This window comes from Chroococcidiopsis thermalis PCC 7203 (assembly GCF_000317125.1).
In the GTDB taxonomy this organism is placed as follows: domain Bacteria; phylum Cyanobacteriota; class Cyanobacteriia; order Cyanobacteriales; family Chroococcidiopsidaceae; genus Chroococcidiopsis; species Chroococcidiopsis thermalis.
Window position 1 is genome coordinate 1988180 of record NC_019695.1, and the last position, 26726, is coordinate 2014905.

The window sequence follows — 26726 nt, forward strand, 5'->3', positions numbered from 1 at the left end:
TCCCTTGTCTGAATAGATCTCCCCTCTTAAAAGTGGAGATTGCAGGGATCTCTTAGCCCCCTTTTTAAGGGGGGTTGGGGGATCTTCCTACATAGTTACCGCCGCCCCAGTCGTCGGCTTCCCAGGCTGTGTCGTTCCTACACGCAAGCGATAGAGTTCTGCCATATGGCGTTCGTACAGCGCTCCATCTTGCTCGATCTGCTTAAATAAGGCTGTTGATACGGGATCTGTAAATTGAACAAACAGATTGTGCGCATCTACCACACCTGTCTGAATATCTCCTAAAGCCCGTCGCATTAGATTGCGATCGTCGCTACCTTGTAAAGCAGTTTTCACTTTGGCATACTTATCAGCCACATTTGCCGTCAGTGATGGTTTCTCGCCTAAAGCTGACAGTCTTGCTTCTAGCCGCTCGATGTGTTGCTGCTTATTAGCAACAATCTCTAGCAACAATGCCTTAAATTGAGGGTCAGATGCTTTCTCTATATACTGCCCAAACGCCTCTTGAGCGTACTTTTCACCAGCTAAAGCAGTATTTAGCCCTTTGACAATTTCTCCTTTAGTAGAACCACCCCAAGCATCAGCTAGTTTCCACCATTCTGCATTGACATCTCGCACATCTGGTAAAGCAACTTCTTTGCCACCGTAACCTAGACGGCTGAGGATAGCTGTGGTGAAAATTGCCAAGTCTCCGGGCTGACGGGAAGTGATTAAATTACCATCAATTACCAGTGGCTCATCGACGTAGTTTGCACCCGCATTGATCATGTCCTTGCGCACGGCAATAAATCCTGTGGCTTGCTTGCCTTTTAGCAAATCGCCTTCAATTAAAACTTGGGGTCCATGACAGACAGCAGCAACTAATTTTCCTTGCTGCATTGCCTCTTGAACGAAGCGCACGGTGTTGGGGTTGACACGCATTTTGTCGGGAGCCATCCCACCAGGAATAACCACGGCATCAAACTCTGATGCCATTGCTTCAGTTGTCGTGCCGTCTGCCGATTGCGAAACTTTACCTTGCTTACCTTTATATGTTTCGTTGGTTCGAGAACCGAGAACTACAGTTTCAATTCCCGCCATTTTCAAGGCTTCATAAGGAATTTTGAATTCCGCGTCTTCTACACCATTCTCAATCAGAATGGCAACTCTTTTTTTTCCGAGATTACCGTTAGCTTGTGTCATAAATATCCCTCCTACTTTGTAAGATTTTATTGAAAGCCGAAAACAGCGATCGCTACGAAGCAGCAGACGCTCCTAGATTCGATCCTGTGGCGAATAAGTCGATATAATCGTCCGAAAAGTTAGCTTTGAAATCGGTGAATTCTCCAGGTGTCACTGCATTCTGCAACACTGCAAATACAGCCCGAACGTGGTTAGCTGCGACAGTTGGCTCTACTTGTTCTTTGGCACTGACGCGCTGTAGAAATTCTTCCATTGAGAAAGGCTGACCGTCTTCACCCTCTCTTCCACGCAAATATTCACTGAATTGTTGCGGTAATTGCGAAGCTAAATCTTTGGCTTCGTTACCGACAATCCTTTCTCTAATAGTTTCTAGAGTTGCTTGTGTCGCCCGTTGTGCATCTTCACGGGAATCCATCTGTGCCACTGTCTGAACGTGTTTGATGAACTCGTCGTACTTCACTCTGTATGTCCTCAAACTCAGTAAAACTTCTTTGCTCCAGTACCAAGCCTATGCAGCCGTACCCCAAATCCTCTTCCTCCAAAGGGTATGGATTATGTTCTTTTCTGGGGATATAACTCTGGGAATAGGTGCAATTTGATATAAAACGCTATCTTGAAGTGGAGCTATCAGTGACCAACGAATAGTTGCCAACAACCATCAACCAACAACTAAATGACTCTGAACTTATGGGCGATCGCAACGATAAAAATATTCAAGACTTATCCGAAGAAATTACTGAATCTTTTGGTACTGGCGTTCACGATGACCCAAGGACGAACGCTGGTAGAGAAGCAGGAGAATACACTAATACTAGTCCAGAATTGACTGGCGGAGATGTCGATGCATCGTGGCAAACAGCAGCAGAAGAAGGAGATGAGGCTGTAGGTGGTACTGTTGCTACTCCCGACCAAGACGTAACTGAAGAGATTGAAGCAGCTGTTGGTCTGGAAATGGACGATCGCAGTTTTTTACGCACTCAAGATATTCTAGAAGACCGCGACGATCGCCGTTGGGAATTAGATCCCAAATCTTCTGATGACTACCAAGAACGGCGCGATTGAAGTAACATTCGCTTCAATTGCTACTTCAGCAAATGCTTTGTCAGTAAGGCGCTCGTTGCCACGCTCATGCAAAGAATTAGGGTGGGCAATGCCCACCAGAATATACAAGTTTTTTTCTAGCTGGTTAGCATTGAAACCTAAAACCCGCCGCTGTAGCGCTCCTCTGCCCAAGGTTCGCCTCGACGATGATAGCCGTTCCGTTCCCAGAAGCCTAATTCATCTTGTTCTAAAAACTCTAGACCATTGATCCACTTGGCGCTTTTCCAAGCATAAAGGTGAGGTACGACTAACCGCATTGGTCCACCATGTTCGGCAGGAAGAGGTTCGTCAAATACAGTGTGGGCAAAAAAGTTTTCTTCCCGCAGAAAGTCTTCTAAAGGAATATTTGTCGTGTAGCCGCCATAACAATGTTCCATGACATAAGCGGCTTTAGGATCGATTTCAATCAGTTGCATGAAGTCTGTCACCTTCACGCCAGTCCATTTGACATCCAATTTAGACCAGCGAGTGACGCAATGAAAATCCGCAGTAAAATCATGCTGCGGTAGCGCCATAAAATCTTCCCAAGTCAGAGTCTTTGGTTGTGCCAGACCCCAAACCTTAAATTGCCATTGTTCTCGATTAACCCGAGGAGTATCACCATAGGTTAGTACGGGAAACCCCTTGGTTAAGTATTGACCAGGAGGGACGCGATCGCTTTGTTCTGCTCCTGGTTTCTGAAAAAATTTTCCTACCATGCGGTGTAGACGTATAGGTTATTGTTGCATTCAAAGGTTAAAAAACCTTTACTTAGATCTTTAGCGCAACTCACCGATCTCTTACAACACTTCTAGGCAGATCCATGAGCGATAGATGCCTAAGCGCACCACAACTAGGATTCAGTATCTTCTTCCTCTTCTTCAGGATTGGGATAGACAAACTTAGAGCGTCCGCTGAGAATAGACTTACCTAACGACAGGGCTTTTTGTGCTTCTATTGCAGCTTTTCCTCTCCAAGTAGCTCGGCGCTTATCTCTTTTAGACTTAGATGTTTTCTTCTTTGGAACAGCCATGACGACACAGACTTAATTTTTCACAACCTTTCCATTGTAAGCCAAATATTTATTGAGTGGTAATGGGTAATGGGTAGTTGGTAGTTGGTAGTTGGTCACTGCTCCCTGATAACTGATAACTGATAACTGATAACTGACCTCAAGGTTGTGTCGTCGGCGTAGTGGTTCCAAAAGGTGAGGTTGATGGAGTCAGGGGTTGACTGGGTGTGAGTCCCGAAGGAGTAGCAGGCGTTGCTGGAGTTATACCCGTGTTAGAAGATGAAGCAGGAGTTGTTGTAGACGGACTGGTTGATGTATCTGGTGATGAATCGGGAAATGCAGTTGGTTGGTTTGTCGGCGTGTTTGATGAATTGGGGGTTATGGAATTGGGAGTTGTGTCTGGCAACGATTGAGGGACTAAACCCGTACCTGGTTGTGTTTGACTGCTAGGTGTATTGGTTGAGTTTGTCGTACCTGGCTGACTAAAAGGAGTGGTGTTAGTAGGCTGTTCCGATGTAGATGGAATCAAGCGTCCTGGCTGGGAGAACGTTCCCTGTCCGCTACCTCTTGTGTTGCTAGAATTCGAGTTGGCTGGCGTTCTCGATGAGGAGGGAGTTGGATTCGGAAACGATCTTCGAGGTGCGCTATCGGCATCGTTTGTTGCTACATCACGCTCGTCAAATCGAAGTAGCGATCGCGCTTGGTCGAAATATTTAATTCCTTGCCGGGGATCGGGGTCAATTCCTTCAGTGCGATTTGCTGTCAGCGAAAGTATAGGTGCAATTTGCCCGCGATCGCGGATAACTACCGTAACGGTGATATCTGTAGCTTGTCGATTGGTTGCTAAATTCTGTGTTGCTGCTGTTCTAGCCGCTGTTATAGCCCGACTGCGTAGTGCTTCGTAGGTTTCGTCGGGGCGACGGTCGAGTGTCACGTCAGTATTGACTGTTTGGGTGCGGGCAATTTGTGGTACTTGATGCTCTATTACCAGCCAGAAACTGCTTGCTAGCCCCAGGGAACTGAATGAAACAACAGCAATTTTAGTCGCTTTGGCTGCTAGATCCAACCATTGGTGAAAGAAGTATCTCCCCATAGTCGCTTAACACTTATAATTTGGTAATTATATTGAGCGCCGATAGCCGCGATCTCCATTCTTGTAGGTTGTTGCAGCTCAGCCTCAGTATAACTCCATGTCAAGCGATCGTCACATCAGTCGTGGTGCGTGGGTAATTAGTGAAAAACACATAAATAACTACTGGGCACTGGTCACTGATAACTGTTAACTGATAACTGTTAATTGTCAACTGTTAACAGTAAGGAGTTACGTCTTCACCACATTCGTCGGCTAGGTAGCATAAGGCGCGGAAACGCAAGCCTACAACTTCTTCGTAAAGCGGGTTGAGCTTGCACATTGGTGGAATATGGAACAGCTTGCGACCGAATAGAACGACATCTCGCTCAAACGGACACTGGGAAGGAATAAGTTGACATAAGCGATGTGCTAACTGAGGATTGCGGACTTTGACGCTATCCAGCCAGCGACGTAGAGGTAACAACAAGTCTAATTTGCGCTGTTTGGGTTGCTGTAACGGACTAGCTGCAATGGGTATTTCTAGAGACTGTTGAGTTTGGTCGATCCAGATCCAACTGGCTAGGGCAATGTCTTGGGGTGTATATGGGGAAGCGTTCATGATTCACTCCTCGTACTGTATGAAGCAACTTGAGCTTGCTATAGAACACATACAATGTCTCAACGATCTTTACCGGAATAATGTTTCCTAAATCAATTAAAAATTTTTGGAGGATTTTTTCTCAATTCAGGAACCTCTTTATCACTACCCCACGTTAACTAACGATTTGGCAGAATTGGTAGGTGAATAGAGAGATTTTTTTGAAATTTGACCTATATAAAACTTTAGTGAAGTTTAGCGAATTTGACTGGAAGTGCATGTAGAACAAACATTCAAGCGATGCACGAACCACATCTATCTCGATTTTGTATTCAAAAGTACAAATTTATTATTTGTAGTTTCAAACACAATTTTTGTTCCACCTCTCTAATAGGAATCGCTTTGATTCTGCCTAAAATTCCTGCGCGATGTATGAGCAACAATACGGAAATTTTTAAAATAATAAAGAAATAATTAAAAGCAGCTTCCGTATATTTACCGATGTTTGACGATTTGTCAAGCTAATTTCGTTAGATTTTCTTTATAGTTGATGGAGAGTTGAGGGTTGAGGGTTGATAGTTGACGGTTGTTGGTTGCTAAGTCACTCCAGAGCGATGTGACATGTCAGATCTCTACACCGATCGCTGGCAACATAAAATCCCCCAAAACTGCCTTTTAAAGGAGAATTGGGGGAATTTTGTGTGATGAGCTATCTATTTCTATCTAGATAGGAACCCTATCTGTCACTGATAACTGATAACTGTTAACTAGTCACTGTTCATGACGCGACTGGTGCCGCAGTAGTGCGTCGCCGTCTTCTACCGTCAGCTGCCTTGACAGGTTCTTCAGGGATAGGCATGAGTAGGGTGACAGTGGGTTGACATTGTAACTCGCGTCGAATTGCCCGTTGTAAGTCTTTTTCTAGCTGTACCTGCAATCCCGCCCAATCAATATCAACTTCTTGTCCGTCAAAAGATCGAGCAAAATCTGTCCAGCGATCGCTTAATATTTGCTCGATCTGTTCTTGTACCCACTTTTGCAGCAAATCGCGGTTAATCGTGGTGACTACGCCCCGTAGGTGAATGTCCGGCTTAGTCATTAACTTCCCATTCCAATCGATCGCAGCAGCGATGGTAACGATGCCATCTGCTGCCATTTGCTGGCGTTCTTGCAAGACTTTACCGCTGACAATACCAGAACCAGAGGTATCGACTAGTTCGATCCCCGCCGGCACTTTCCCAACTACCTTAATTTCCTCTGTTGATAGTCCTACTACGTCACCATTTTGGATGATGACCATATTCTCAGCCGGAATTCCCATGCTTTGGGCTGTTTGAGAATGCTTCACTAGCATCCGATGTTCGCCATGCACGGGTAAGAAAAACTTGGGACGAGTTAAGGCAATCATTAATTTTTGGTCTTCTTGGCAACCATGTCCAGAAACGTGAATGCCCTGTTCCCGACCGTAGATAACTTTAGCACCCTGCATCATCAAGCGATCGATCGTGTTGACTACGGCGATCGTATTACCTGGGATCGGGTTTGCTGAAAATACGACTGTATCTCCCTCGCGAATTTTGAGATGGGGATGTGCGCCGCGAGAAATTCTCGTCATGGCTGACATCGGTTCGCCTTGAGAACCAGTGGTGAGAATCAAAACATTTTCATCGGGAAGTTGGCGAATGGCGTGTAGCGGCTGCAACAGGTTATCTGGACATTTGATGTAGCCTAGATTTCGAGCATGAGCAATGACGTTTAACATCGATCGCCCGACAACTGAAACAACGCGATTGTGTTTTTGCGCCAATTCCAGAATCATGTTGATCCGGTGTACGGAGGAAGCAAAGGTGGTGACGAGGACTCTGCCCTTAGCTTGCATAAAAATACGGTCTAAGTTGGGATAGACCGATCGTTCTGAAGGTGTATGTCCTGGAACTTCGGAATTAGTAGAATCACTGATTAGGCACAATACGCCTTTTTCTCCATGTTCTGCCAGCCGTTGAATGTCGTAATGCTCGCCATCAACTGGAGTATGGTCGAATTTAAAATCCCCCGTGTGGATAATTACGCCAAGGGGGGTGTGAATGGCGACGGTGAAGCTATCAGCGATTGAGTGGGTGTTGCGGATAAATTCAACAATAAAAGAGGAACCAATACGGACGAGTTCGCGGGGACGTACCGATCTTAACTCCGTGCGATCGCGGACTCCTGCTTCTTCTAGTTTCCCCTCTAGCATTGCCATTGCCAAGCGGGGACCGTAAATTACCGGAATATCAAATTGCTTTAAATGAAAGGCAATGCCACCAATATGATCTTCATGACCGTGGGTGACGATCATGCCCTTAATCTTATGCCGATTTTCACGTAAGTACGTGACATCTGGCAGAACGATGTTTACCCCGTGCATTTCGTCGGTAGGAAATGCCAACCCTGCATCGAGGAGAAAAATTTCATCGTTGTATTCAAAAACGCAAGTGTTTTTGCCAATTTCGTGTAAACCGCCAAGGGGAATAATTTTGACGGCGGCTGTCGTTCCGTTGTTACTCATTTGTATCCTTAATCTACAGTTGTTTTTTTAGATTCACGTTTGTTGTTTGAGTTAGATAAAACAAAGTCAGGTGGTTTTGCGATAGATAAAAGTTGTCATTAAGGGCAATTATTTTCAATCCGAGCGATCGCGATAACGACTTGGAAGTATCTTGCACGAATTATTCAGTTGTCTGAAAGCTCTATACCTATATCAGGTTTAACTCTGCTAGTACTGGCTTGAGTTTCTGTGCTAATCCATTTTGGTCGTCTTCTAACGGTAGACGAGTTGAACCTACATCCCAGCCTTGAAGTCTGAGGGCTGCTTTTACGGGAATGGGATTTGTTGACAGGAACAGACTTTTGAATAGAGGGAGTAGTTGGAGGTGAATTTGAGTTGCCGTTTGAACTTGTCCTGCGGCAAAGGCTTGAATCATTTGTTGTAGCTGCTTGCCAACTAAATGACTTGCCACGCTAATGACACCATATCCACCGATCGCCAGTAAAGGTAATGTGAGGGAATCGTCACCAGAGTAGATTTTAAATTCTGGCGGTGTCATGCGACTAATTTCACTAGCTTGGTCGAGGCTACCCGTCGCTTCTTTAATTCCAACAATGTTACCTATTGCTGACAACCGAGCCACTGTTTGCGGCAAGAGATTTTGACCCGTGCGACCGGGAATATTATATAACACCATTGGCAGATCGGGACATGCTTGTGCGATCGCCTGAAAATGGCTAAATAACCCTGCTTGTGGAGGCTTATTATAGTAGGGGACTACTTGTAAAGAACCATGTACTCCTATTTTAGCTGCTTTTTGGGTAGCCGCGATCGCTTCTTGAGTAGAATTAGAACCCGTTCCCGCAATGACTAGCGCCTTACCTGCAACAGCTTTAATTACGACTTGGAATAGCTGGTACTCTTCGTCCCAACTCAAAGTGGGAGACTCTCCTGTCGTACCACAAACCACCAAAGCGTCACTTCCTTGTGTCACCAAATGCGCTGCTAGTTGCTCCGCAACTGCATAATTTACGCTACCGTCTGCTTGAAATGGCGTGACCATTGCGGTCACCACTCTGCCAAAATCTACCACGCTTGACTCCTAATTTTTAGCTGTCGGCATTCTTTGCCAAAGCGCTCAGCTGTAAGAACTGTAAAAAATCTGCTTGCACTCAACCTGCCTACACTGCTGCTACTTCGGAGGGCTGAAGTAAGTTTTTGGCTACCAATAATTCTGCAATTTGCACGGCATTTAATGCCGCACCTTTACGGATTTGGTCGCCACACAGCCATAGTTCTAAGCCTCGGGGATGGGAAATGTCTTGGCGAATGCGACCTACGAGTACTTCATCGCGACCGGAGGCATCAATGGGCATGGGAAAATAGTTAGCAGCGAAGTCTTCGACTACACGCACGCCAGGAGCTTGTGACAAAATTTCCTTTGCTTCGGCGACGCTTAAACACTGCTCGAATTCTAGATTAATCGCTTCTGAATGCGCTCTGAGTACGGGAACCCGCACGCAGGTTGCCGTAATTTGCAACTGAGGTTCGGCAAAAATCTTGCGGGTTTCGTTCACCATTTTCATTTCTTCCTCACAGTACCCTTGGTCATTGAGCGGAGTGTTGTGAGGGAAGAGATTAAACGCCAGAGGGTAGGGAAAGATCTCAGTTATGGGGGTGTTGCCTGCTAAAATCGCTTGAGCTTGAGCTTTAACTTCTTCCATTGCCCTAGCACCAGCACCGCTCGCTGATTGATAGGTCGCGGCAACAATCCGTTTTACTGGACTGACTTGATGGAGGGGATAAACAGCAACGTTCATCAAAATGGTGGTGCAGTTGGGATTGGCAATAATCCCTTTGTGGGTAGCTGCTACTTGGGGATTCACTTCTGGAACGACGAGGGGAACGTCTGGGTGCATCCGAAAGGCGCTGGAGTTGTCGATAAAAACAGCCCCTGCTGCTACGGCTTTGGTAGCATATGCCTTAGAAGTGGAACCACCAGCTGATGCTAGGACAATATCTATGTCGTCGAAGGAGCGATCGCTTACTGGCTCTACCGGAATATTTTCTCCTGCAAATGTCACGATCGTACCAGCACTACGAGGCGATGCGAGTAGCCGCAATTGGGCGACAGGAAAGTGGCGTTCTTCTAGTAAACTTAGTAATTCTGTCCCAACAGCTCCCGTTGCCCCCAAGATGGCAACTGAATAGGATTTGCTCAAAATTTCTGCCTCCTAATATTGCAATAAACTGAAACGAGTTTTTTTAAAAGTTTGGGGTTATACTTTAAAATTTTAAAAAATTCAAATTAGCCTTGGCGATCGCGACCCATTAGCGTTTGGATTCAATGATGATGAACTTAATAATTGTGTTGTTAGAACGAAAAAGATAAAAAGTCTATCTATAGATTTAAGGATTCACTATTCTGCCTCTTGTCTGCCGTTTTCTATCTCCCTACTTAAGTAATTTTAACAATTCAGTTAACCTTCGGCTTTCGCCGATCGCTGGCGGCTTGGGGCGGATGGTCGCAAAAAGTTCCAATGATTTTAACAATTATCATCACATATAAGCTGGCATATTATCAGAAAATTGAGGAGAATGCATTCAGTTCATAACAGGTGTTCCAGCAGTATAGTCTATAGATGACTAGTTACGTCTAGCAACTAGACCTCAAAGCAGTTATTTGTCCGAGCAAGTCGAGAGCCAAGCAAACAGAAAAGCTAAAACGCTTTAGAAGTCGTCCTCCCTCAAGGCAAGCAATGTCGGTCACAGCCGCTAATTTATGGCATTAGGCGATCGGAGTAGGACTAGTGCTAGTGTGGTACTTCAGCAGGTAAAAAACAATCAGTTACATATCTTCTATCAAAATGAAAGTCACCCAGGAAAAGCTTCCCGCCAGTCAAATTGGTCTGGAAATAGAAATTCCCGCCGACAAGTCTCAACAGAGTTACGAGCAGGTAATTCAAAACTTCACCCGCGCCGCCAACATTCCTGGGTTCCGTAAAGGTAAAGTGCCGCGCCAAATCTTATTGCAACGGCTAGGGACAACGCGGATCAAGGCAGCAGCGTTAGAAGAGTTAATTCAAAGTGGCATTACGGAAGCCATTAAGCAAGCAGAAATAGAAGCGATCGGTCAACCTCAGTTGCGTTCCTCTTTTGAGGATTTAATTGGTGCGTTCGAGCCAGGAAAACCCTTGACATTCTCCGCTGCGGTGGATGTACTGCCGGAAATTGAGCTGAAGCAGTACAGCGGCTTACAAGTTAAGGCAGAAGAAGTCAAGTATGACCCAGAAAAGGTAGAAAAAGTTTTAGAAGAAAATCGTCAGGAACGAGCTACCTTAATTCCTGTAGAAGGGCGGGCGGCGCAAATGGGAGATGTAGTCATTATAGACTTCAAGGGCTATCTCGTACCGGAGGCAGAAGGCGAAGAACCACAGGAGATCGAAGGAGCCTCAGCCACGGATTTTGAAACAGAGCTATCGCCAGGAAGATTTATTGAAGGCTTTGTAGATGGCATTGTCGGTATGAGTCCAGGGGAAACAAAGGAAATATCGGCGCAGTTTCCCGAAGGATATCCTCAGCAAGAAATAGCAGGCAAGCCAGCAAAGTTTACGGTAACCGTGAAAGAGTTAAAAGAGAAAGAGTTGCCGGAGCTGAATGACGATTTTGCTCAAGAAATTAGTGAATTTGAGACTTTAGCAGAACTGCGCTCGACGCTAGAAACTCGGTTTCGCGAAGAAGCAGAAAAGAAAACTAAGACAAATAAGCAACAGGCATTGTTGGACGATCTGATCGAGCATCTAGAAGCCGATTTACCGGAGACGATGATCGAGCAAGAAGTCGATTCGGTGTTGACGCAAACGGCGATGCAGCTCCAAAGACAAGGAATTGATGTCAAGAAACTGTTTACTAAAGATACAGTGCCGCAGCTAAGACAGCGATCGCGTCCAGAAGCGATCGATCGATTGAAGCGATCGTTAGCTCTACAGGAAGTCGCGAAAAAAGAATCGATTGAAGTCGAGCCAGCTGCCGTGGAAGCACGGGTCAAAGAGCTAATGGCTGAATACTCCGGTCAAGATATCGATCGAGACAGGCTCAAAGAAGTCGTCCAAGAAGAACTGCTAACAGACAAGATTTTTGTTTGGCTAGAAGAACATTCCGCGATCGAACTCGTACCAGAAGGTTCTTTACAGGACGATGAAGAGGATGAAATTGATGATGCGGAAATTATAGAAGAATCGACCCAGCCAGAAGCGTCAGAAGCGACTATAACAGTAGAAGCAACTGAAGCTGAGTGATTGGGAAGTCGGGAGTCGGGAAGCGGGTGGAGGCGGAGGTATCCTCCGCATCGGAGCCGCGTAGTCGGGAGTGGAATGTAAGAAAATTTTGACTTTTGACTTTTGATTTTTAACTTTTCCCTTACCCCTTACCCCTTACCCCTTACTCCTAACCCCTAGTTCATGAGGCATAATAGTCAACAGATAGCAAAGCCACTGGTGAAAAGTGCGATCGCCTTCAGCGCCAGTTAAATCCACTGCATCTGGCTCTACTTCTGGAACAATTATCTATGCTTGTATCTCAGTCCTCATACTATCCACTCATTAGCAGCCACAAACATCTAGAGCTAAACTCTATGATGGCTCCTAGCAACATCGTGCCAATGGTAGTGGAGCAATCAGGCATGGGAGAACGTGCCTTTGATATTTACTCTAGATTGCTCAGAGAGCGGATTGTTTTTTTGGGCACTCCAGTCGATGATGCTGTTGCTGATTCGATCGTGGCTCAGTTGTTATTCTTAGAAGCTGAAGACCCAGAAAAAGATATCCATCTTTACATTAATTCTCCAGGCGGCTCTGTTACGGCTGGTATGGCGATTTATGACACAATGCAGCAGATTCGCTCTGATGTTGCTACTATTTGTTTTGGATTAGCAGCTAGTATGGGAGCGTTTTTGCTCGCAGCCGGAGCAGCCGGAAAACGGATGTCTCTACCCAGCGCGCGAATCATGATCCATCAACCCCTCGGTGGCGCTCAAGGACAAGCAGTTGACATTGAGATCCAAGCCAAAGAGATCCTCTACCACAAGCGGCGATTAAATGAAATCCTCGCCTACCACACAGGTAAACCCTTGGAGAGAATCGAAGCCGATACGGAACGCGACTTTTTCATGTCGGCAGCAGAGGCAAAAGATTACGGGTTGATCGACCAAACGATCTCTAAGCAAAATCTCCCCAAAGCGGGCGAAGCAGTCACATCAGTGAAGTAAGAGGCTTCTTATGTCTAAGTACGACTCCCATTTAAAGTGTTCATTTTGCGGCAAATCGCAAGAGCAGGTACGGAAATTGATTGCCGGACCGGGAGTCTACATCTGCGATGAATGTGTAGATTTGTGCAATGAAATTCTGGATGAGGAGTTATTAGACTCAACTGCTGCTGCACCCCAACAGCCTCGTCCAGAACCACCACCAAAGCGGCGCAGTCGAACTGGGGGGATCTCGCTCAACCAAATTCCCAAACCCCGCGAGATTAAAGCACATCTCGACGAACACGTTATCGGTCAAGATGAGGCGAAAAAAGTTTTATCGGTAGCAGTTTACAACCACTACAAACGCCTGAGCTTAGTACAGTCGAAAAATAGTAGCGGTAAAGCTGGTGCAGAAGATATCGTAGAGTTACAAAAATCTAATATTTTGTTAATTGGTCCGACTGGTTGCGGCAAAACTCTACTGGCGCAAACTTTAGCGCAGATTCTTGACGTACCCTTTGCGGTTGCCGATGCCACAACGCTTACAGAGGCGGGTTACGTTGGCGAGGATGTAGAAAACATCTTGCTCAGATTATTGCAAGTTGCCGATTTAGATGTAGAAGAAGCTCAAAGAGGCATTATCTACATCGACGAGATCGATAAAATTGCCCGCAAGAGTGAGAACCCCTCAATTACCAGGGACGTTTCGGGAGAGGGCGTACAACAAGCGCTGCTAAAAATGCTGGAAGGTACTGTGGCAAACGTTCCACCCCAAGGGGGGAGAAAACATCCTTACCAGGACTGCATCCAAATCGATACTAGCAACATTCTATTTATCTGCGGTGGGGCTTTTGTCGGGTTAGAAAAAGTTGTAGAGCAGAGAATTGGCAAAAAGTCAATAGGTTTCATTCAGCCAGGAGAAGGGCTATCGCGAGAAAAGCGGACGGCAGATATTCTCGTCCACTTAGAGCCAGACGATCTGGTAAAATTTGGCATGATTCCCGAATTTATCGGTCGCGTGCCAATGGTAGCTGTGGTCGAACCATTGGATGAAGAAGCGTTAGTGGCAATTCTGACTCAGCCTAAGAGCGCGTTAGTCAAGCAATATCAAAAACTGCTGAAGATGGATAACGTCCAACTAGAGTTCAAACCTGAAGCCCTGCGGGCGATCGCTCAAGAAGCCTATCGTCGCAAGACTGGGGCGCGGGCGCTGCGAGGAATTGTAGAAGAACTCATGTTGGAGTTGATGTACGAGTTGCCATCGCGCAAAGATCTAACTCGTTGTGCGGTGACGCGGGAAATGGTAGAGAAACGCTCTACCGCCGAACTGCTGCTGCATCCGTCTTCCTTGCCCAAACCGGAATCGGCTTGATGGTCGTTGGTCAACCGTCATTTGTCATTTGCCTCAAGTTGCTAACAAATGACAAATGACAAATGACAAAGGACAAAAATTATAGATGCCTTATATTTCAGTTCGTGGCGTTGAGCATTACTACGAGTGGATTCGGACACCGGAAGCCAAACAAGATAAGCCTGTAATGGTATTTCTGCATGGCTGGGCTGGTTCAGCTCGTTATTGGCGCAGTACGGCACAAGCACTTTCAGAACAGTTCGATTGCTTGTTATATGACATGCGGGGATTTGGGCGATCGCGCGGGAAACCTGCCCTATCTGCTGCTAACGTTGATGTAGCTGAGGCAGAGTCACCGCAAGCACAAGCTGAGGCGATCGCTGAGTTAAGCTACGAGCTAGAAGAGTACGCCGAAGATCTTGCAGGATTGCTGGATCGGCTGGAATTACCTTGGGTATACCTTAACGCTCATTCGATGGGAGCGTCGGTAGCAACATTTTTTCTCAATCGCTATCCAGCACGGGTAGAAAAAGCGATTCTTACTTGTAGCGGCATCTTTGAGTATGACGAGAAGGCTTTTGCTGCCTTTCATAAATTTGGCGGTTACGTTGTCAAGTTTCGTCCCCAGTGGTTGAAGAAAATACCATTTGTCGATCGCATGTTTATGGCGCGGTTTCTGCATCGTTCGATTCCTGCTACCGAACGCCAAGCTTTTCTAGAAGATTTTTTGGTAGCGGATTACGAAGCAGCTTTGGGAACGATTTTTACTTCCGTCAGCAAGACAGCAGCAGAAGTGATGCCCCAAGAGTTTACCCGTCTGAAAGTGCCGACGTTATTAATTTCTGGGGAGTATGACAAGATTATTCCAGCGGCGATGGGGAAACAGGCAGCTGCATTGAGCGATCGCGTGGAGTTTGTGACGATCCCCAATACGGCTCACTTTCCCATGCTGGAAGATCCTCAGAGTTACCTTCAGCAAGTACGGGAATTTTTGGCGCTTCCTGTGTCTGTGTAAAACAGGCAGAAGGCAGGACGGGTAGGGGCGCACAGCTGTGCGCCCCTACCTTTATCCTAAAAAAGGATCGCCGTAAGTTTCGCTGAAGCAAACGCGATCGCTTTTGAAACGCCCGCCGTATTGTTTGAAGGGTTCGGCGGCGTAGCCGAGGGCGACTAAACAGCAAACATCGACATGGGGTGGAATATGAAAGGCTTCCTTGACTTGTGCTGTAGAAAAGCCTTCCATCGGGCAACTATCAACACCAAAGCTTTTAGCAACTAACATTAGATGGGCGACAGCTAGCATGGTGTGGCGGTTTGTCCACGCTTCCATCGACTCGAAACTAGGATGGTTTTCAAAGAAAGGTGGAATTTGCGATCGCATGTAATTTGCGTAGTCATCGTTCATCGCCCCCACTTCAGAACCCAATGCGATGACGGCTTCAATATTTTCCATTTCCGCACTGGCGCGATCGCCACAGCAAATTAGTACGACTGGGGCTTCCCCTACTTGACGCTGATTAAAGGCACAAGCTTTCAGTTTGTCGCGATTTTGTTGTTCTCGCACGACGATAAATCGCCAAGGCTGGAGATTAAAGCCAGAGGGAGCGCGTAATCCTATCTGAAAAATTGCTTCTAGAATTGCTTCGGGAATTGGATTGGAACGAAACGCTCTAGCTGCACGGCGCTGCTCGATCGCTTCTTTCAAACCAGTGGAAGGATGAATGTCTACAGTCATTTTATTTACTAAATGCTGAGTATTAATCTAATATTTTAAGTATAAATGATTTAAGTTTAAACAGTTATTGGCGCTCGGGGATAGCAACTAACAACCATCAACCATCAACCATTTCTTAATCAATCCCTAACTCGCGTTTGAGAGAATCAATTGAGTCAGTGGCAATATAATTTTCGCAACAAACAAGTTGGGGCGGGCGAATAATGTTTTCTCTCGCAGCTTGAACGGCGGCTCTAACAGCAGCATAACTGGCGCGATCGCTAATAATTAAGTGGGCGCTTTTGACAATGCCATTAAGCTTATAGCTATCTCCTGTTTGGGCTGTTCGTACTAACAATTCGCTCCCTCGCAGGCTATAAATAATGACTTCAGCAGCTCTTAACAAACCAGAGCTGAGGCTGACAATCCCCACACAATTACCTTTAGGTAATTTTTTCAAAGTTTGAATTTCTTGACTGTAATCGTAGACATCTACAGGGATGACACGCACTCCTTTAGGTGAGGCGATCGCTTCTGCAACACCAATAAAATAGCGGCTCGTCACCACCGTACCAGAAGGTGTTTGTTCTAGAATTGCAGCTAATTCCTCAATCGGAACTAGCTGAACACTTACACCTAATGCTTTTTGCAATTCATCCACCATCAACTTACCCGCGCCGATATCATCACTTGGAACCGTCACCAAGACTTGAGCGCTACTGCGCAATCGCCAATCAATTTCAGCGATAAATACTTCCCGTGCTTCGTTGAGCGAACAGCCTAACTTGAGTAATTCCTCTAAACTGCGTCGGACAATCTTTTCTGCTGCAGGATACTTTTCTATCACGGGGGAAGACGAGCGGGGGCTGCTATTATGAGCTTGAGCGCGGACGTAGATGCCCGAACCTGCCAAACTTTCGACTAAACCGTCTTCCTCCAACTGACGATAAACTTTACTAATAGTGTTGCGATGCAAACCAGTCTGGATTGCTAATGCTCTCGTACTGGGTAAACGCTGTCCAGGTGGAAACTGCCTAGAGGCGATCGCATAAAGAATTTGATTGTAAAGTTGAGTAGAAGCAGGAATATCGCTATCTGGCTGAATGTGAAATTGAACCATTTTTTTAGAGAGTCGGGGGAAGAGAGCTGAGGGAGCCCAGGGGGCTGAGGGGGCTGAGGGGGCTGAGGGAGCAATTCAAAATTCACGCACCACGTACCACGCACCACTCCTTGATAACTGAATCTATACCATCATGACAGATAAAGAAATTCAGACAAATCACGTCAAAATTTTGGCTGGAGATTTGGATATCGATGCTTATCTAGCAGCACCAACAGTAGATGGGACGTATCCTGGGATTGTGGTGTTGCAGGAAGTATTTGGGGTCAACTCTCACATACGGGATGTGACGGAGAGAATCGCTAAACTGGGATACGTGGCGATCGCTCCCGCGTTATTTCAACGCCTCGCACCAGGTTTTGAGACTGGTTATACTCCAGAAGAATTGGAAGTGGGGAGAAAATATGCTTGGGAGCAAACCAAAGCGTCAGAACTGTTAAGCGATATCCAAGCCGCGATCGCCTACTTAAAAGCTTTGCCTCAAGTCAAACCAAACGCAATTGGTTGCATCGGCTTTTGTTTTGGGGGTCACGTCGCATATCTAGCGGCAACTTTACCAGATATTAAAGCGACTGCGGCTTTTTATGGTGCTGGCATTCCTACCCGTACTCCTGGTGGTGGTTCTCCTACCCTATCTCGTACATCCGAGATTTCCGGCACAATTTATGCTTTTTTTGGCTTGGAGGATGGGAGTATTCCTACCGAGCATATAAACCAAATTGAAGCCGAGCTGACGAAATACCACATATCTCATAAAATCTTTCGCTATCATGGAGCAGGTCACGGCTTCTTCTGCGATCGCCGCGCAAGCTATAATCCAGAAGCTACAGCTAATGCCTGGGAGCAAGTGAAACAACTGTTTGAAACTTTGTGAGGAGTCAGAAGTCAGGAGTCAGGAGTCAGAAGAATACAAATCTTAATTACTCCCTTGTCTCCCTTGTCCCCCTTGTCTCCCTTGTCCTCCCACTCTCGACTCCCTTTTTGTATTCCTATGAAATCTGATTCGACCCCATCTGTATCTAGCTCATCGTTCTCGATGGAGGATTTTGCTAAAGCACTGGAACAACATGACTATCAGTTCCAGAAAGGGCAAACAGTACGCGGTAAAGTTTTTCAATACGACAGCAACGGCGCTTATGTCGATATTGGTGGTAAATCTGCTGCTTTCCTCCCAGCAGATCAAGCTTCCCTACAACAGGTTACGGATTTGTCTACCGTACTACCTTTGCAAGAGGAACTAGAGTTTCTGATTATCCGCGACCAAGATGCAGATGGACAGGTCACTTTATCGCGTCGTCAGTTAGAAATTCAGCACATTTGGGAGCGCATCGAGCAGATGCAAGAGAATCGCCAGACAGTGCAGGTACGAGTGACAGGAGCAAATAAGGGTGGCGTGACAGTAGACGTGCTGGGTTTGAGGGGATTTATTCCGCGATCGCATTTAGTTGAAAAAGAAAACATGGAATCGCTCAAGGGTCAAAACCTGACAGCTAGTTTTCTGGAAGTCGATTACGACAATAAAAAACTCGTCCTTTCCAATCGCTTAGCGACTCGCGCCAGTAGCTTCAGCCAATTGGAAATTGGTCAACTTGCTACGGGTAAAGTTTCCAGCATTCAACCTTTTGGTGTGTTTGTCGATCTTAATGGAGTCAGCGGTTTACTCCACATCAAGCAAGTAAGCCAAAACTATACCGCTTCTCTACCCGCCCTGTTTAAAATTGGGCAGGAAATTAAAGCGGTAATTATCGATTTGGATGAAGGTAGAGGCAGAATTTCCCTTTCCACAAAAGTTTTAGAAAACTATCCAGGGGAAATTCAAGAGAAAATGGACGAAGTGATGACAAACGCTGAAGCGAGAGCCAATAAAGCCAGAAAGTTAGTCAACGAAGAATAACATAAATGTAGAGACGTTGCATGTAACGTCTCTACATTTACAAATTACGAATAAACTCCTGCCATCTGCCGCCCAATTAAAGCATCTCCAGATTGAACGTCAAACCAGTGCAGGTGTTGAGGTGGTAGGGTGAGAGCAATTTCTTCCTCTTCGTTCCAACGACGGTCTGTGGGTAGCAACGCCCGCACGATCTGCGTTGAGGTGCTGTGACTTTCGACCCGCGTACTGACCAAATAATTCATTCCCAAGTTTTCTACAACGTTGACTCGCCCTCGGACAAAGCTAGTATCGCCAGGTCGAGCAATGCCAACGTTTTCAGGACGGATACCCAAAATAATTTCTGGTGGTACGGTGGGCAAGTCAGGTAGGGGAATTTGGAAATCTCCTAGCATTGCCGATCTACCTTTACAGGGTAGGGTAAGCAAATTCATTTGAGGACTGCCAACAAATCCTGCTACAAATCGATTTGCCGGATGATTGTAAATGCGATCGGGCGAGTCGAGTTGCTGTAAGTACCCATCATTGAGCAAAGCCACCTTAGAAGAAAGCGTCATTGCTTCAGTTTGGTCGTGGGTGACGTAGACTACAGGGGCTTTTTGGGCTGCAAATATGCGCTTGAGATCGGCGCGGACTCGTTCCCGCAATAATGCATCGAGGTTACTTAGGGGTTCGTCTAACAAGAATACCTGAGCTTGACGTACCAGCGCCCGACCGACAGCTACCCGTTGTCTTTGTCCGCCAGATAGCTGTCCTGGTTTGCGGTTCATTAACTCATCCAGTCCCAATAGTCTGCTAACTTCCGCTACCCGTTGTTCGATGTCGGCGCGAGAAACTTTTTTCAGCTTCAGTCCAGAAGCGAGGTTTTCGCTTACCGTCATGTGCGGGTAGAGAGCATAGCTTTGAAACACCATCGCCATATTGCGATCGCCTGGTCGTTTGGAGGTGATATCTTCCCCACCTAAAAAGATGCGTCCGCGAGTTGGGGCATCTAACCCTGCAATCATCCGCAACACTGTAGACTTACCACAGCCACTAGGACCGAGTAACGTCAAAAATTCTCCATCATCCACAGTCAAACTCACATCTTTAACTGGGACAACTTTAGGAGCATAAGTTTTATTTAAATTTCTGAGTTCGAGTTTAGCCATTGTTAAAAGTGAATAATGAGTAGTGGCGAGTGTTTAATTTTGACTTTTGACTTTTGACTTTTGACTTTTGACTTTTGACTTTGACTTTTGAATCATCCCTTAACAGCGCCAGCAGTCAGACCTTGAACGATCTTGCGCTGGAAGAAGAGGACGAGGAGAATTAAAGGTAGAGTGCCTAAAATGGTTGCAGCAGCGATGGGTCCATAAGGAATTTCAAATACTGAAGCCCCACTCAATTGAGCGGTTGCTACGGGTATGGTTTTCATTGATTCTCGCGAAATAAATGTTAGGGCAAAAATGAACTCATTCCAAGCAGCAATAAAAGTCAGAATTCCTGTCGTCACCAAAGCGGGAAGAGTCATGGGTAATAGAATCTTCCATAGTAATTGAAATGTGTTGTATCCATCTACTCGCGCTGAATCTTCCAAATCTTTAGGTAGTTGTTGGAAAAAACTGCGCATTACCAAAATTGTTAGAGGTAAATTAATCGCCGTGTATGGAATTATTAGCGCTAAAAAGTTGTTGGCTAAATTGGTTACTTGAACAATTTCCAACAGTCCTAGAAATAGTAATACCGTGGGAAATAAGGTAACGATTAGGACGATCGCGAGAATAACTTCCTTACCCACTAATCGCAACCGTGCCAAAACATAAGCTGCTGGTGCGCCAAAAGCTAGACACAGTAGGGTAGAGGTAATAGAAACAAAGGCACTATTTAAAATGTAAAGTCCAAATGGACGACGGGTAAATAGAGATGCGTAATGCTCGAAGGTGAAGCGAGTGGGAAAGTAAACTGTAGGAACGGCTGAGATATCTTCGTTAACTTTTACGGAAGTTAATACCTGCCACAGCACGGGGGCGAGAAAGAATATGACAACTAAAGCTACTGCAATTGGTAGCCAAATGGCTCGCCAATTTATCCCTGCTTTGGCTTGCGATCGCGATTGTGCAATTGCCATAATTAACGTACTCCTGCGGCATTAGCCCGCGCTCTGGTTAAGAGTAAGGATGCGATCGCGACAGCAATGACTAAAATCAAAAATGTCACGACAATCAACGCCGAACCGTAGCCGAAATCTAAATAACGCATCACTGTACTGTAGATATAAATTGAAACCGTTTCCGTTGCCCCACCAGGACCACCGCCAGTCATAACTTGAATTAAGTCGAAGATAGCGAAAGCTTGAGCAAAACGGAACAACAAAGAAACAATAATTTGCGGCATTAACAAAGGGACGGTAATCTTCCAAAAACTCTGCCACGGAGTCGCACCATCTAAAGAATGCGCTTCGTACAAGTCGCCAGGTATTGACTGCAACCCCGCTAGCAACAGCAATGCAATAAATGGTGTTGTCTTCCACACGTCAGCTAAAATGACCGCAATCATTGCCAGCGTTGGATTTCCCAGCCAACTAATCCCTGTTTCAATTAACCCCAGGCGGCGTAATATATCGTTAACTACACCATACTGGTCGTTAAAAATCCACGCCCACGCAACCCCCATAACCGCCGTTGGCAAAGCCCAAGGAATTAAGGTAATTGTCCGCACAATTCCCCGTCCTTTAAAGGCTTGGTTAAGTACCAAAGCGACACCAATACCTAAAATTAATTCTGACAACACGGAAGCGGTTGTAAACACGGTGGTGTTCCACAAACTTTGCCAGAATCGCCCGTCGTTAAACATCCGCCCGTAATTACTCAAACCGGAAAACACTAGTTCTAACTCAGTTCCCAGGTTTTGAGTAAAGACGCTCAGCCAAAACGCTCGTAAAATTGGATAGGCATACACTACCAACATGACAATTAGTGCTGGTAAGAGTAAGATCCATCCAGTTTTCTGTTCTCTTTTTTGTACGACATCGAGTTTCATATTTGATTTGGTAATTGGTAGTTGGTAATTGGTAATTGGTAGTTGGTAATTGGTGATTCATTTCAATTTTCCATTACCCATTACCCATTACTTAAGCTTGATTTCGACCTAATAAAGTGCGGGTTTCTTTAGCAGCCGCTTCCATTGCTTGTTCGGGACTCATACGGTTGGAAAGGGCAGCACTGAGGTAACGTTGCAAAATATCAGAAGCTTGCGCGTATTGGGGAATTGCCGGACGCAGAACTGCTTTTTGAGCAATTTGCAGTAACTCTGGAAAGTAGGGATATTTTGCCACAACGTCTGGGTCGGTAAATAATTCCTTCCGGCTGGGTACGTATCCCGCCCCTAAGATAAATCGCTTTTGCGCTTCCCGACTCATAAAGTATTGCAGGGCTTTCCAAGCCTCTTCTTTATGGGTCGAGTTACTCGAAATACCAAAACCCCAGCCTCCTAAACAAGCACCACTTGTTTCTCCTGGGGCGTGAACCATTGGTTTAATAGCTACTCGATTTCTGAGTTGAGACCCTTTTTCATTTGCTAAAGGTAAGACATAGGGCCAGTTTCTTAAAAAGGCAACTTGACCGCTTTGAAATAGGCGGCGAGTGTCCTCTTCTATGTATGTTGTTACCCCTGGTGGAGAAATACCTTTTTCAATCGTACTGCGGAGAAACTGGACTGCTTGAATTGCCTCGGGTTTGTCTAGCCCAACTTCCTGTGTATCTGAATTTACCCAAAATCCGCCATAACCTTCAAGAACTTCAACGAACATTGCTGATAGTCCTTCATATTGCCGTCCTTGCCAGACATAACCCCAATCGACTTTATCTTGTTTTTGTAAAGTTTGGGATGCTTGAATTAAATCTTGAAAGGTTTCTGGCGGTTTTAATCCTGCTGCTTTGAGTAAATCTTCGCGGTAATAAAATATACCAACGTCAGAACGGATTGGGATACGATATAATCCGTCTCTGTATCTCCCTGCTTCTATATCTTGGACTGTAAATGCTTTTAATTCCTCTGGACTTACCCGATTTTGCAAGTCTAACAACCACCCAGCCGCCGCAAATTTTGGTGTCCAAACAATATCTAAAAGTACTAAGTCGTAAGGAGATTCACCTAAGAGAAAAGCTGAAGAGTACAGATCTTCAACTAAATTAGCCGCATTCGGTCCTTCAATGACGTTGATGCGAATTCCTGGATTTTCTTTCTCAAAGTCTTGAAACATTCCTGCTCGCAGATCTTTGACATCGGGTGCAAGAATTAAGGTATTCAAGACAACTGGTTGCTGTGCGATCGCTATCCATGCTGTCAGGATAATACTAAGGGACAGCACGAAGAGCAGCATCCATCGATACCACTTTTTCAGTTTTTGATGGAGAGTATGCAGTTTATTTTTCGACTGACGATCCATTGTGATGTTAAGAGTTCGATCGATGTGAATTGAAATGTTATTGAATTGAAAATTGATCGTTGGGTTAATTAAAATCGCGATCGCCGATCGCATCCGCTTTTAGACTGAGTATATTCAAGCACTCAATCTAGTAGAAATTTTGCTATTGGTGTTGAAGTAAATCAACAACTATGTTGTACTAAACCAACATGAAACGATTTTACCAGTTTATTCTTGCTTAGATTGAGTCTGACTTCAATCCCGTTCTAACTCGCAATTTTTTAGTTAAAATTACTTATGGTATTAGCGGTAATGATGCCGTAATTTATAAAATAATCTAATTATAATTAAGACTACACCTCTCCTAAGATATATGCAGGCGATCGCAATAAACTGTCTCAGGGCGTATGCTTCTTACTCGAATAAAGTGATAGTCTTCCCGCTGATGAGTATTTACTTTTCACTTCAACCCTATTTAGAGTTAAATTCTGTAAAGTACATATAAATTTAGCTGATAAACACTCGTTAGGCGATCGCTTCTAGTAAAACTGCTTGCTTTAAATATTAACTTTTGTGTATATTTTTACATTCAAAATAATTTAAGAAATATTGCTAATAAGTTTATATAGCGTGTCTATAATATGAAAAAAATAAATTGTTTGACGGCGATCGCTGTCAAAACTCAAATATTAATTTTTGTATATAATAGTTCTCTCAAATAAATTAAAAACTATTAAATTTATCTTGACTAAAAATACTTATTAATCTAGCTGCAATGTAACTAAAATTACCAAGCTAAGAATGAATCTCAAGATAGAAGTAAAAAAACTCTTAATCTCCGAAAATAAACAAAATTAAATTTTCAAATTGGTAATTGGTCAACTGATAGCTAGTCAAAAGTTACAAGTCAAAAGTCAAAATTAACTGGTCACTGGTCACTGGTCACTGGTCACTGAATTATGTCTCCTGGTGCATTAATTTTTGTGGCGATGCTAGGTGTCGCCCTCCTTTTATTTCTCGTCATTGGCGTGCGCTTGCAAGCATTTGTTGCCCTGTTATTGACGAGTCTGTTTGTTGCCATAGCAGCGGGTATACCGTTAGATAAAATAGCCGAAACGATCCAGCAGGGAATGGGCAGTACCCTCGGCTTTATCGCGATCGTGGTAGGCTTAGGGACGATGTTTGGTGAAATGCTGCGGGTATCTGGCGGCGCGGAAGTGCTAGCAGCTACGTTAGTGAAAAAATTTGGTCAAGATAAAGCTCAATGGGCTTTGAGTTTAACAGGTTTGATTGTATCGATTCCCGTTTTTTTTGATGTCGGGCTAATTATTCTCATCCCCTTAGTTTATGGTTTAGCAAAACGCACGGGGAAGTCATTGTTATATTATGCTATACCTCTGACAGCTGGATTGGCGATCGGTCATAGTTACATTCCCCCGACTCCTGGTCCAGTTGCAGTCGCCTCATTAATTAATGCAGACTTAGGTTGGGTGATTTTATTTGGTGCGATCGCGGGGATTCCTGCTACGATTTTCGGTGGTGTACTTTTCGGTAAATATATAGCAGGGAAAATTCACGCTACAGTCCCAGAATATATGGAAATTGAAGCACCAAAGCACGAACTCGGTAAGGAACCACCTCGCTTTGGTACGGTAGTTTCTATCATTGCCATTCCCTTAGTCTTAATTCTGCTCAACACAGTTTCAACCGTCATTTTGCCAGAAGGAAACTTCTTGCGGAACTTCCTTACCTTTTTAGGACATCCTTTTACAGCTTTGATGATTGCTGCCCTACTTTCCTTTTATATTTTAGGAATTAAACGCGGATATTCCCTGGATGAAGTGCAACAAATTGCTACCAAATCGCTAGAACCAGTAGGATTAATTATTTTAGTCACGGGTGCTGGGGGTGTATTCGGTAGAGTTTTAGTCGCCAGTGGTGTTGGGGATGTTTTAGCTAGGGCAATGGCAGCCTCAAATTTACCAATAATTCTGCTAGCATTTCTAATTGCAACTGCCGTGCGAGTCTCCCAAGGTTCAGCTACAGTATCGATGGTAACAGCAGCAGGAATCATGGCTCCAGCAATTGAAGCGGGGAAATATTCGCCGCCTATGGTAGGCTTGATTACAATTGCGATCGCTTCTGGTGCAACCGTACTTTCCCACGTTAATGATTCTGGTTTTTGGTTAGTCAGTCGTTATTTAGGATTATCAGAAAAAGAAACCTTACGAGCTTGGACGGTCATGGAAACAATCGTTGGTTGCGTAGGATTTTTAGTAGTTTTTATTATCAGCTTTTTCGTGTAATAAAGATTTAATTCTTGTAGACTATTTGCTATCAGTTGAAAAATTTATATGTTGGCAAACTCAATATTTTCATAGAGGTCTGCAATTTGAATTTGAAACTCAAAAACTTTAAAAGATAGCGTCACATTAAGATCGTCATATTCTGAGAGCAACCATTGATTAACAGCAGTTTTAACATAGTGTTCTACATGAATGCTGTATTGGTCAATTAGTAAATATTCTTGAAAATTATTAATAGTACAATAAGCGACAAACTTTTCACCACGGTCGTAATCTTGCGTCGATTTAGATAAGACTTCCGCAATAAAACATGGATTAACTAATGTATCTGTGCGTCCTTCTTTAAATTGGAGAGGCTTTTCGACTACCATGACATTAGGGTATGTATATAAGTTGCGATCGCCAATCCAAAGCCGTTGGTCGGTATGAAATGTTTCGTAAGGCTTACGTCTCATAGCGACGCTCAAAGCGATGTAAAGATTTCCACTGATGCGGTTGTGTGCGGGTGTCCCTCCAGTCATCGAGATAATTGCTCCATTACGGTATTCGTTGCGGGTTTCGGACGCAACTTCGAGTTCGAGATACTCTTCAGGCGTGTAGATTTGTCGTTCGAGTGCTTGTGTCATGACGTAATTTCACCATCTTTGAGATCAACAAAATAGAAGTAAAAGAATAGCGATCGCATGTTTACAATAACAGTATCATCTAGAAGATGTTACTTGCTTAATGAAAGTGACAACTCTTTCTACTTCTTGAAACCCCACCTTTGTATGAAAATCATAACTTGCCGTGTTGTCCAATAAAGCATCTGAAGCAAGCTCCATACATCCACGTTCAATTGCCCACTGTTGAGCAAATTGAATTAATTTTGTCCCTATACCTTGTTTGCGATATTCATCTTCTACATAAATTCCTTCTACATAAGCCACAGGACTTTGAGTAGCACCAGGAACATAGTCGTAGCGCAGCGAAAGATTTATAAATCCAATTGCTTTAGCGTTATCATCTTTGACTAAAAATCCTGCTTCGCGAGGAGAGTAAAGAATATTGGTCAGACTTCTTTGCATTTCTTCAACTGATTCATCTGACCAAAGTTTTAACGCCAGGTCTAGCCACTCATTAAAGTTCTCTTGATTAACTTCAACAATTTTCACTTTTTGCATTTTACCTCTTAAATATTTTCTGTTTCTGCTGATGTAATTGTCTTACAAATGTCAGCT

Annotated in this window: 25 protein-coding genes; 8 read left to right on the forward strand and 17 right to left on the reverse strand. The window is 44.7% G+C overall.

Features of this window, described 5'->3' with window-relative positions:
* Window positions 1-87: 87 nt before the first annotated feature.
* Together CHRO_RS08830 and CHRO_RS08835 are read right to left on the reverse strand one after the other, a co-directional pair.
* Window positions 88-1182 (reverse strand): DJ-1/PfpI/YhbO family deglycase/protease, encoded by a 1095-nt coding sequence (locus CHRO_RS08830; RefSeq protein WP_015153856.1) that lies wholly within the window; start codon window positions 1180-1182, stop codon window positions 88-90.
* 52 nt (window positions 1183-1234) lie between these two features.
* The gene (locus tag CHRO_RS08835; RefSeq protein WP_015153857.1) at window positions 1235-1642 is read right to left on the reverse strand and encodes a DUF2267 domain-containing protein; all 408 of its coding nucleotides are present in this window, start codon (window positions 1640-1642) and stop codon (window positions 1235-1237) included.
* A 227-nt stretch (window positions 1643-1869) separates the two neighbouring features.
* Between CHRO_RS08835 and CHRO_RS08840 the strand changes: the two genes are divergently transcribed.
* A complete protein-coding gene (locus tag CHRO_RS08840) occupies window positions 1870-2244 on the forward strand; it encodes a DUF6335 family protein (protein WP_015153858.1) in 375 nt (124 codons plus the stop codon).
* Between the two features lie 137 nt (window positions 2245-2381).
* On the opposite strand, the gene CHRO_RS08845 is transcribed toward CHRO_RS08840, so the two are convergent.
* The 7 genes from CHRO_RS08845 to CHRO_RS08875 all read right to left on the reverse strand — a co-directional run bounded on the left by CHRO_RS08845 (window position 2382) and on the right by CHRO_RS08875 (window position 9693).
* Window positions 2382-2981: a sulfite oxidase-like oxidoreductase gene (locus CHRO_RS08845; RefSeq protein WP_015153859.1), complete on the reverse strand. Its 600-nt coding sequence runs from the start codon at window positions 2979-2981 to the stop codon at window positions 2382-2384.
* A 134-nt stretch (window positions 2982-3115) separates the two neighbouring features.
* Window positions 3116-3295 (reverse strand): 50S ribosomal protein L32, encoded by a 180-nt coding sequence (rpmF, locus tag CHRO_RS08850; protein WP_015153860.1) that lies wholly within the window; start codon window positions 3293-3295, stop codon window positions 3116-3118.
* A gap of 139 nt (window positions 3296-3434) precedes the next feature.
* Entirely contained in the window at window positions 3435-4367 is a 933-nt protein-coding gene (locus CHRO_RS29515; RefSeq protein ID WP_015153861.1) for a hypothetical protein, read from the reverse strand.
* A 214-nt stretch (window positions 4368-4581) separates the two neighbouring features.
* Window positions 4582-4965 (reverse strand): Mo-dependent nitrogenase C-terminal domain-containing protein, encoded by a 384-nt coding sequence (locus CHRO_RS08860; RefSeq protein WP_015153862.1) that lies wholly within the window; start codon window positions 4963-4965, stop codon window positions 4582-4584.
* 757 nt (window positions 4966-5722) lie between these two features.
* Window positions 5723-7492, reverse strand: a complete 1770-nt coding sequence (locus tag CHRO_RS08865; RefSeq protein WP_015153863.1) for a ribonuclease J — start codon at window positions 7490-7492, stop codon at window positions 5723-5725.
* A gap of 187 nt (window positions 7493-7679) precedes the next feature.
* Entirely contained in the window at window positions 7680-8564 is an 885-nt protein-coding gene (gene dapA / locus CHRO_RS08870) for a 4-hydroxy-tetrahydrodipicolinate synthase (RefSeq protein ID WP_015153864.1), read from the reverse strand.
* Between the two features lie 88 nt (window positions 8565-8652).
* A complete protein-coding gene (locus CHRO_RS08875) occupies window positions 8653-9693 on the reverse strand; it encodes an aspartate-semialdehyde dehydrogenase (RefSeq protein WP_015153865.1) in 1041 nt (346 codons plus the stop codon).
* Between the two features lie 645 nt (window positions 9694-10338).
* Here CHRO_RS08875 and tig point away from each other — a divergent pair.
* From tig to CHRO_RS08895, 4 genes are all read left to right on the forward strand, one after another.
* Window positions 10339-11769, forward strand: coding sequence for a trigger factor (tig, locus tag CHRO_RS08880; protein WP_015153866.1), 1431 nt, complete (start codon window positions 10339-10341; stop codon window positions 11767-11769).
* Between the two features lie 269 nt (window positions 11770-12038).
* Window positions 12039-12737 carry an ATP-dependent Clp endopeptidase proteolytic subunit ClpP gene (gene clpP / locus CHRO_RS08885; protein ID WP_041462410.1) on the forward strand — a complete coding sequence of 233 codons (699 nt, stop codon included), beginning with the start codon at window positions 12039-12041 and terminating at the stop codon, window positions 12735-12737.
* A 10-nt stretch (window positions 12738-12747) separates the two neighbouring features.
* Window positions 12748-14088 (forward strand): ATP-dependent protease ATP-binding subunit ClpX, encoded by a 1341-nt coding sequence (gene clpX, locus CHRO_RS08890; RefSeq protein WP_015153868.1) that lies wholly within the window; start codon window positions 12748-12750, stop codon window positions 14086-14088.
* Between the two features lie 85 nt (window positions 14089-14173).
* Window positions 14174-15082, forward strand: a complete 909-nt coding sequence (locus CHRO_RS08895; protein WP_015153869.1) for an alpha/beta fold hydrolase — start codon at window positions 14174-14176, stop codon at window positions 15080-15082.
* A gap of 51 nt (window positions 15083-15133) precedes the next feature.
* Here CHRO_RS08895 and CHRO_RS08900 read toward each other — a convergent pair whose 3' ends face one another.
* Together CHRO_RS08900 and CHRO_RS08905 are read right to left on the reverse strand one after the other, a co-directional pair.
* A complete protein-coding gene (locus CHRO_RS08900; protein WP_015153870.1) occupies window positions 15134-15802 on the reverse strand; it encodes a nitroreductase family protein in 669 nt (222 codons plus the stop codon).
* Between the two features lie 115 nt (window positions 15803-15917).
* Entirely contained in the window at window positions 15918-16901 is a 984-nt protein-coding gene (locus CHRO_RS08905; RefSeq protein ID WP_015153871.1) for a GntR family transcriptional regulator, read from the reverse strand.
* A gap of 133 nt (window positions 16902-17034) precedes the next feature.
* On the opposite strand from CHRO_RS08905, the gene CHRO_RS08910 reads away from it, so the two are divergent.
* Window positions 17035-17775: a dienelactone hydrolase family protein gene (locus tag CHRO_RS08910; RefSeq protein WP_015153872.1), complete on the forward strand. Its 741-nt coding sequence runs from the start codon at window positions 17035-17037 to the stop codon at window positions 17773-17775.
* A gap of 117 nt (window positions 17776-17892) precedes the next feature.
* On the forward strand, window positions 17893-18795 hold the full coding sequence (locus CHRO_RS08915) for a S1 RNA-binding domain-containing protein (protein WP_015153873.1): 903 nt from the start codon (window positions 17893-17895) through the stop codon (window positions 18793-18795).
* 44 nt (window positions 18796-18839) lie between these two features.
* Here CHRO_RS08915 and CHRO_RS08920 read toward each other — a convergent pair whose 3' ends face one another.
* From CHRO_RS08920 to CHRO_RS08935, 4 genes are all read right to left on the reverse strand, one after another.
* Window positions 18840-19943, reverse strand: a complete 1104-nt coding sequence (locus CHRO_RS08920) for an ABC transporter ATP-binding protein (protein ID WP_015153874.1) — start codon at window positions 19941-19943, stop codon at window positions 18840-18842.
* A gap of 92 nt (window positions 19944-20035) precedes the next feature.
* Entirely contained in the window at window positions 20036-20902 is an 867-nt protein-coding gene (locus tag CHRO_RS08925; protein ID WP_015153875.1) for a carbohydrate ABC transporter permease, read from the reverse strand.
* 2 nt (window positions 20903-20904) lie between these two features.
* Window positions 20905-21813 (reverse strand): carbohydrate ABC transporter permease, encoded by a 909-nt coding sequence (locus CHRO_RS08930; protein ID WP_015153876.1) that lies wholly within the window; start codon window positions 21811-21813, stop codon window positions 20905-20907.
* A gap of 91 nt (window positions 21814-21904) precedes the next feature.
* Window positions 21905-23155, reverse strand: coding sequence for an extracellular solute-binding protein (locus CHRO_RS08935; protein WP_041462948.1), 1251 nt, complete (start codon window positions 23153-23155; stop codon window positions 21905-21907).
* Between the two features lie 1004 nt (window positions 23156-24159).
* On the opposite strand from CHRO_RS08935, the gene CHRO_RS08940 reads away from it, so the two are divergent.
* The gene (locus tag CHRO_RS08940; protein ID WP_015153878.1) at window positions 24160-25506 is read left to right on the forward strand and encodes a GntP family permease; all 1347 of its coding nucleotides are present in this window, start codon (window positions 24160-24162) and stop codon (window positions 25504-25506) included.
* Between the two features lie 44 nt (window positions 25507-25550).
* Here the strand turns inward: CHRO_RS08940 and CHRO_RS08945 are convergent, their stop codons facing one another.
* Together CHRO_RS08945 and aac(6') are read right to left on the reverse strand one after the other, a co-directional pair.
* Window positions 25551-26132, reverse strand: coding sequence for a Uma2 family endonuclease (locus tag CHRO_RS08945; RefSeq protein ID WP_015153879.1), 582 nt, complete (start codon window positions 26130-26132; stop codon window positions 25551-25553).
* 75 nt (window positions 26133-26207) lie between these two features.
* Window positions 26208-26669 carry an aminoglycoside 6'-N-acetyltransferase gene (gene aac(6') / locus CHRO_RS08950; protein WP_015153880.1) on the reverse strand — a complete coding sequence of 154 codons (462 nt, stop codon included), beginning with the start codon at window positions 26667-26669 and terminating at the stop codon, window positions 26208-26210.
* Window positions 26670-26726: the final 57 nt, after the last annotated feature.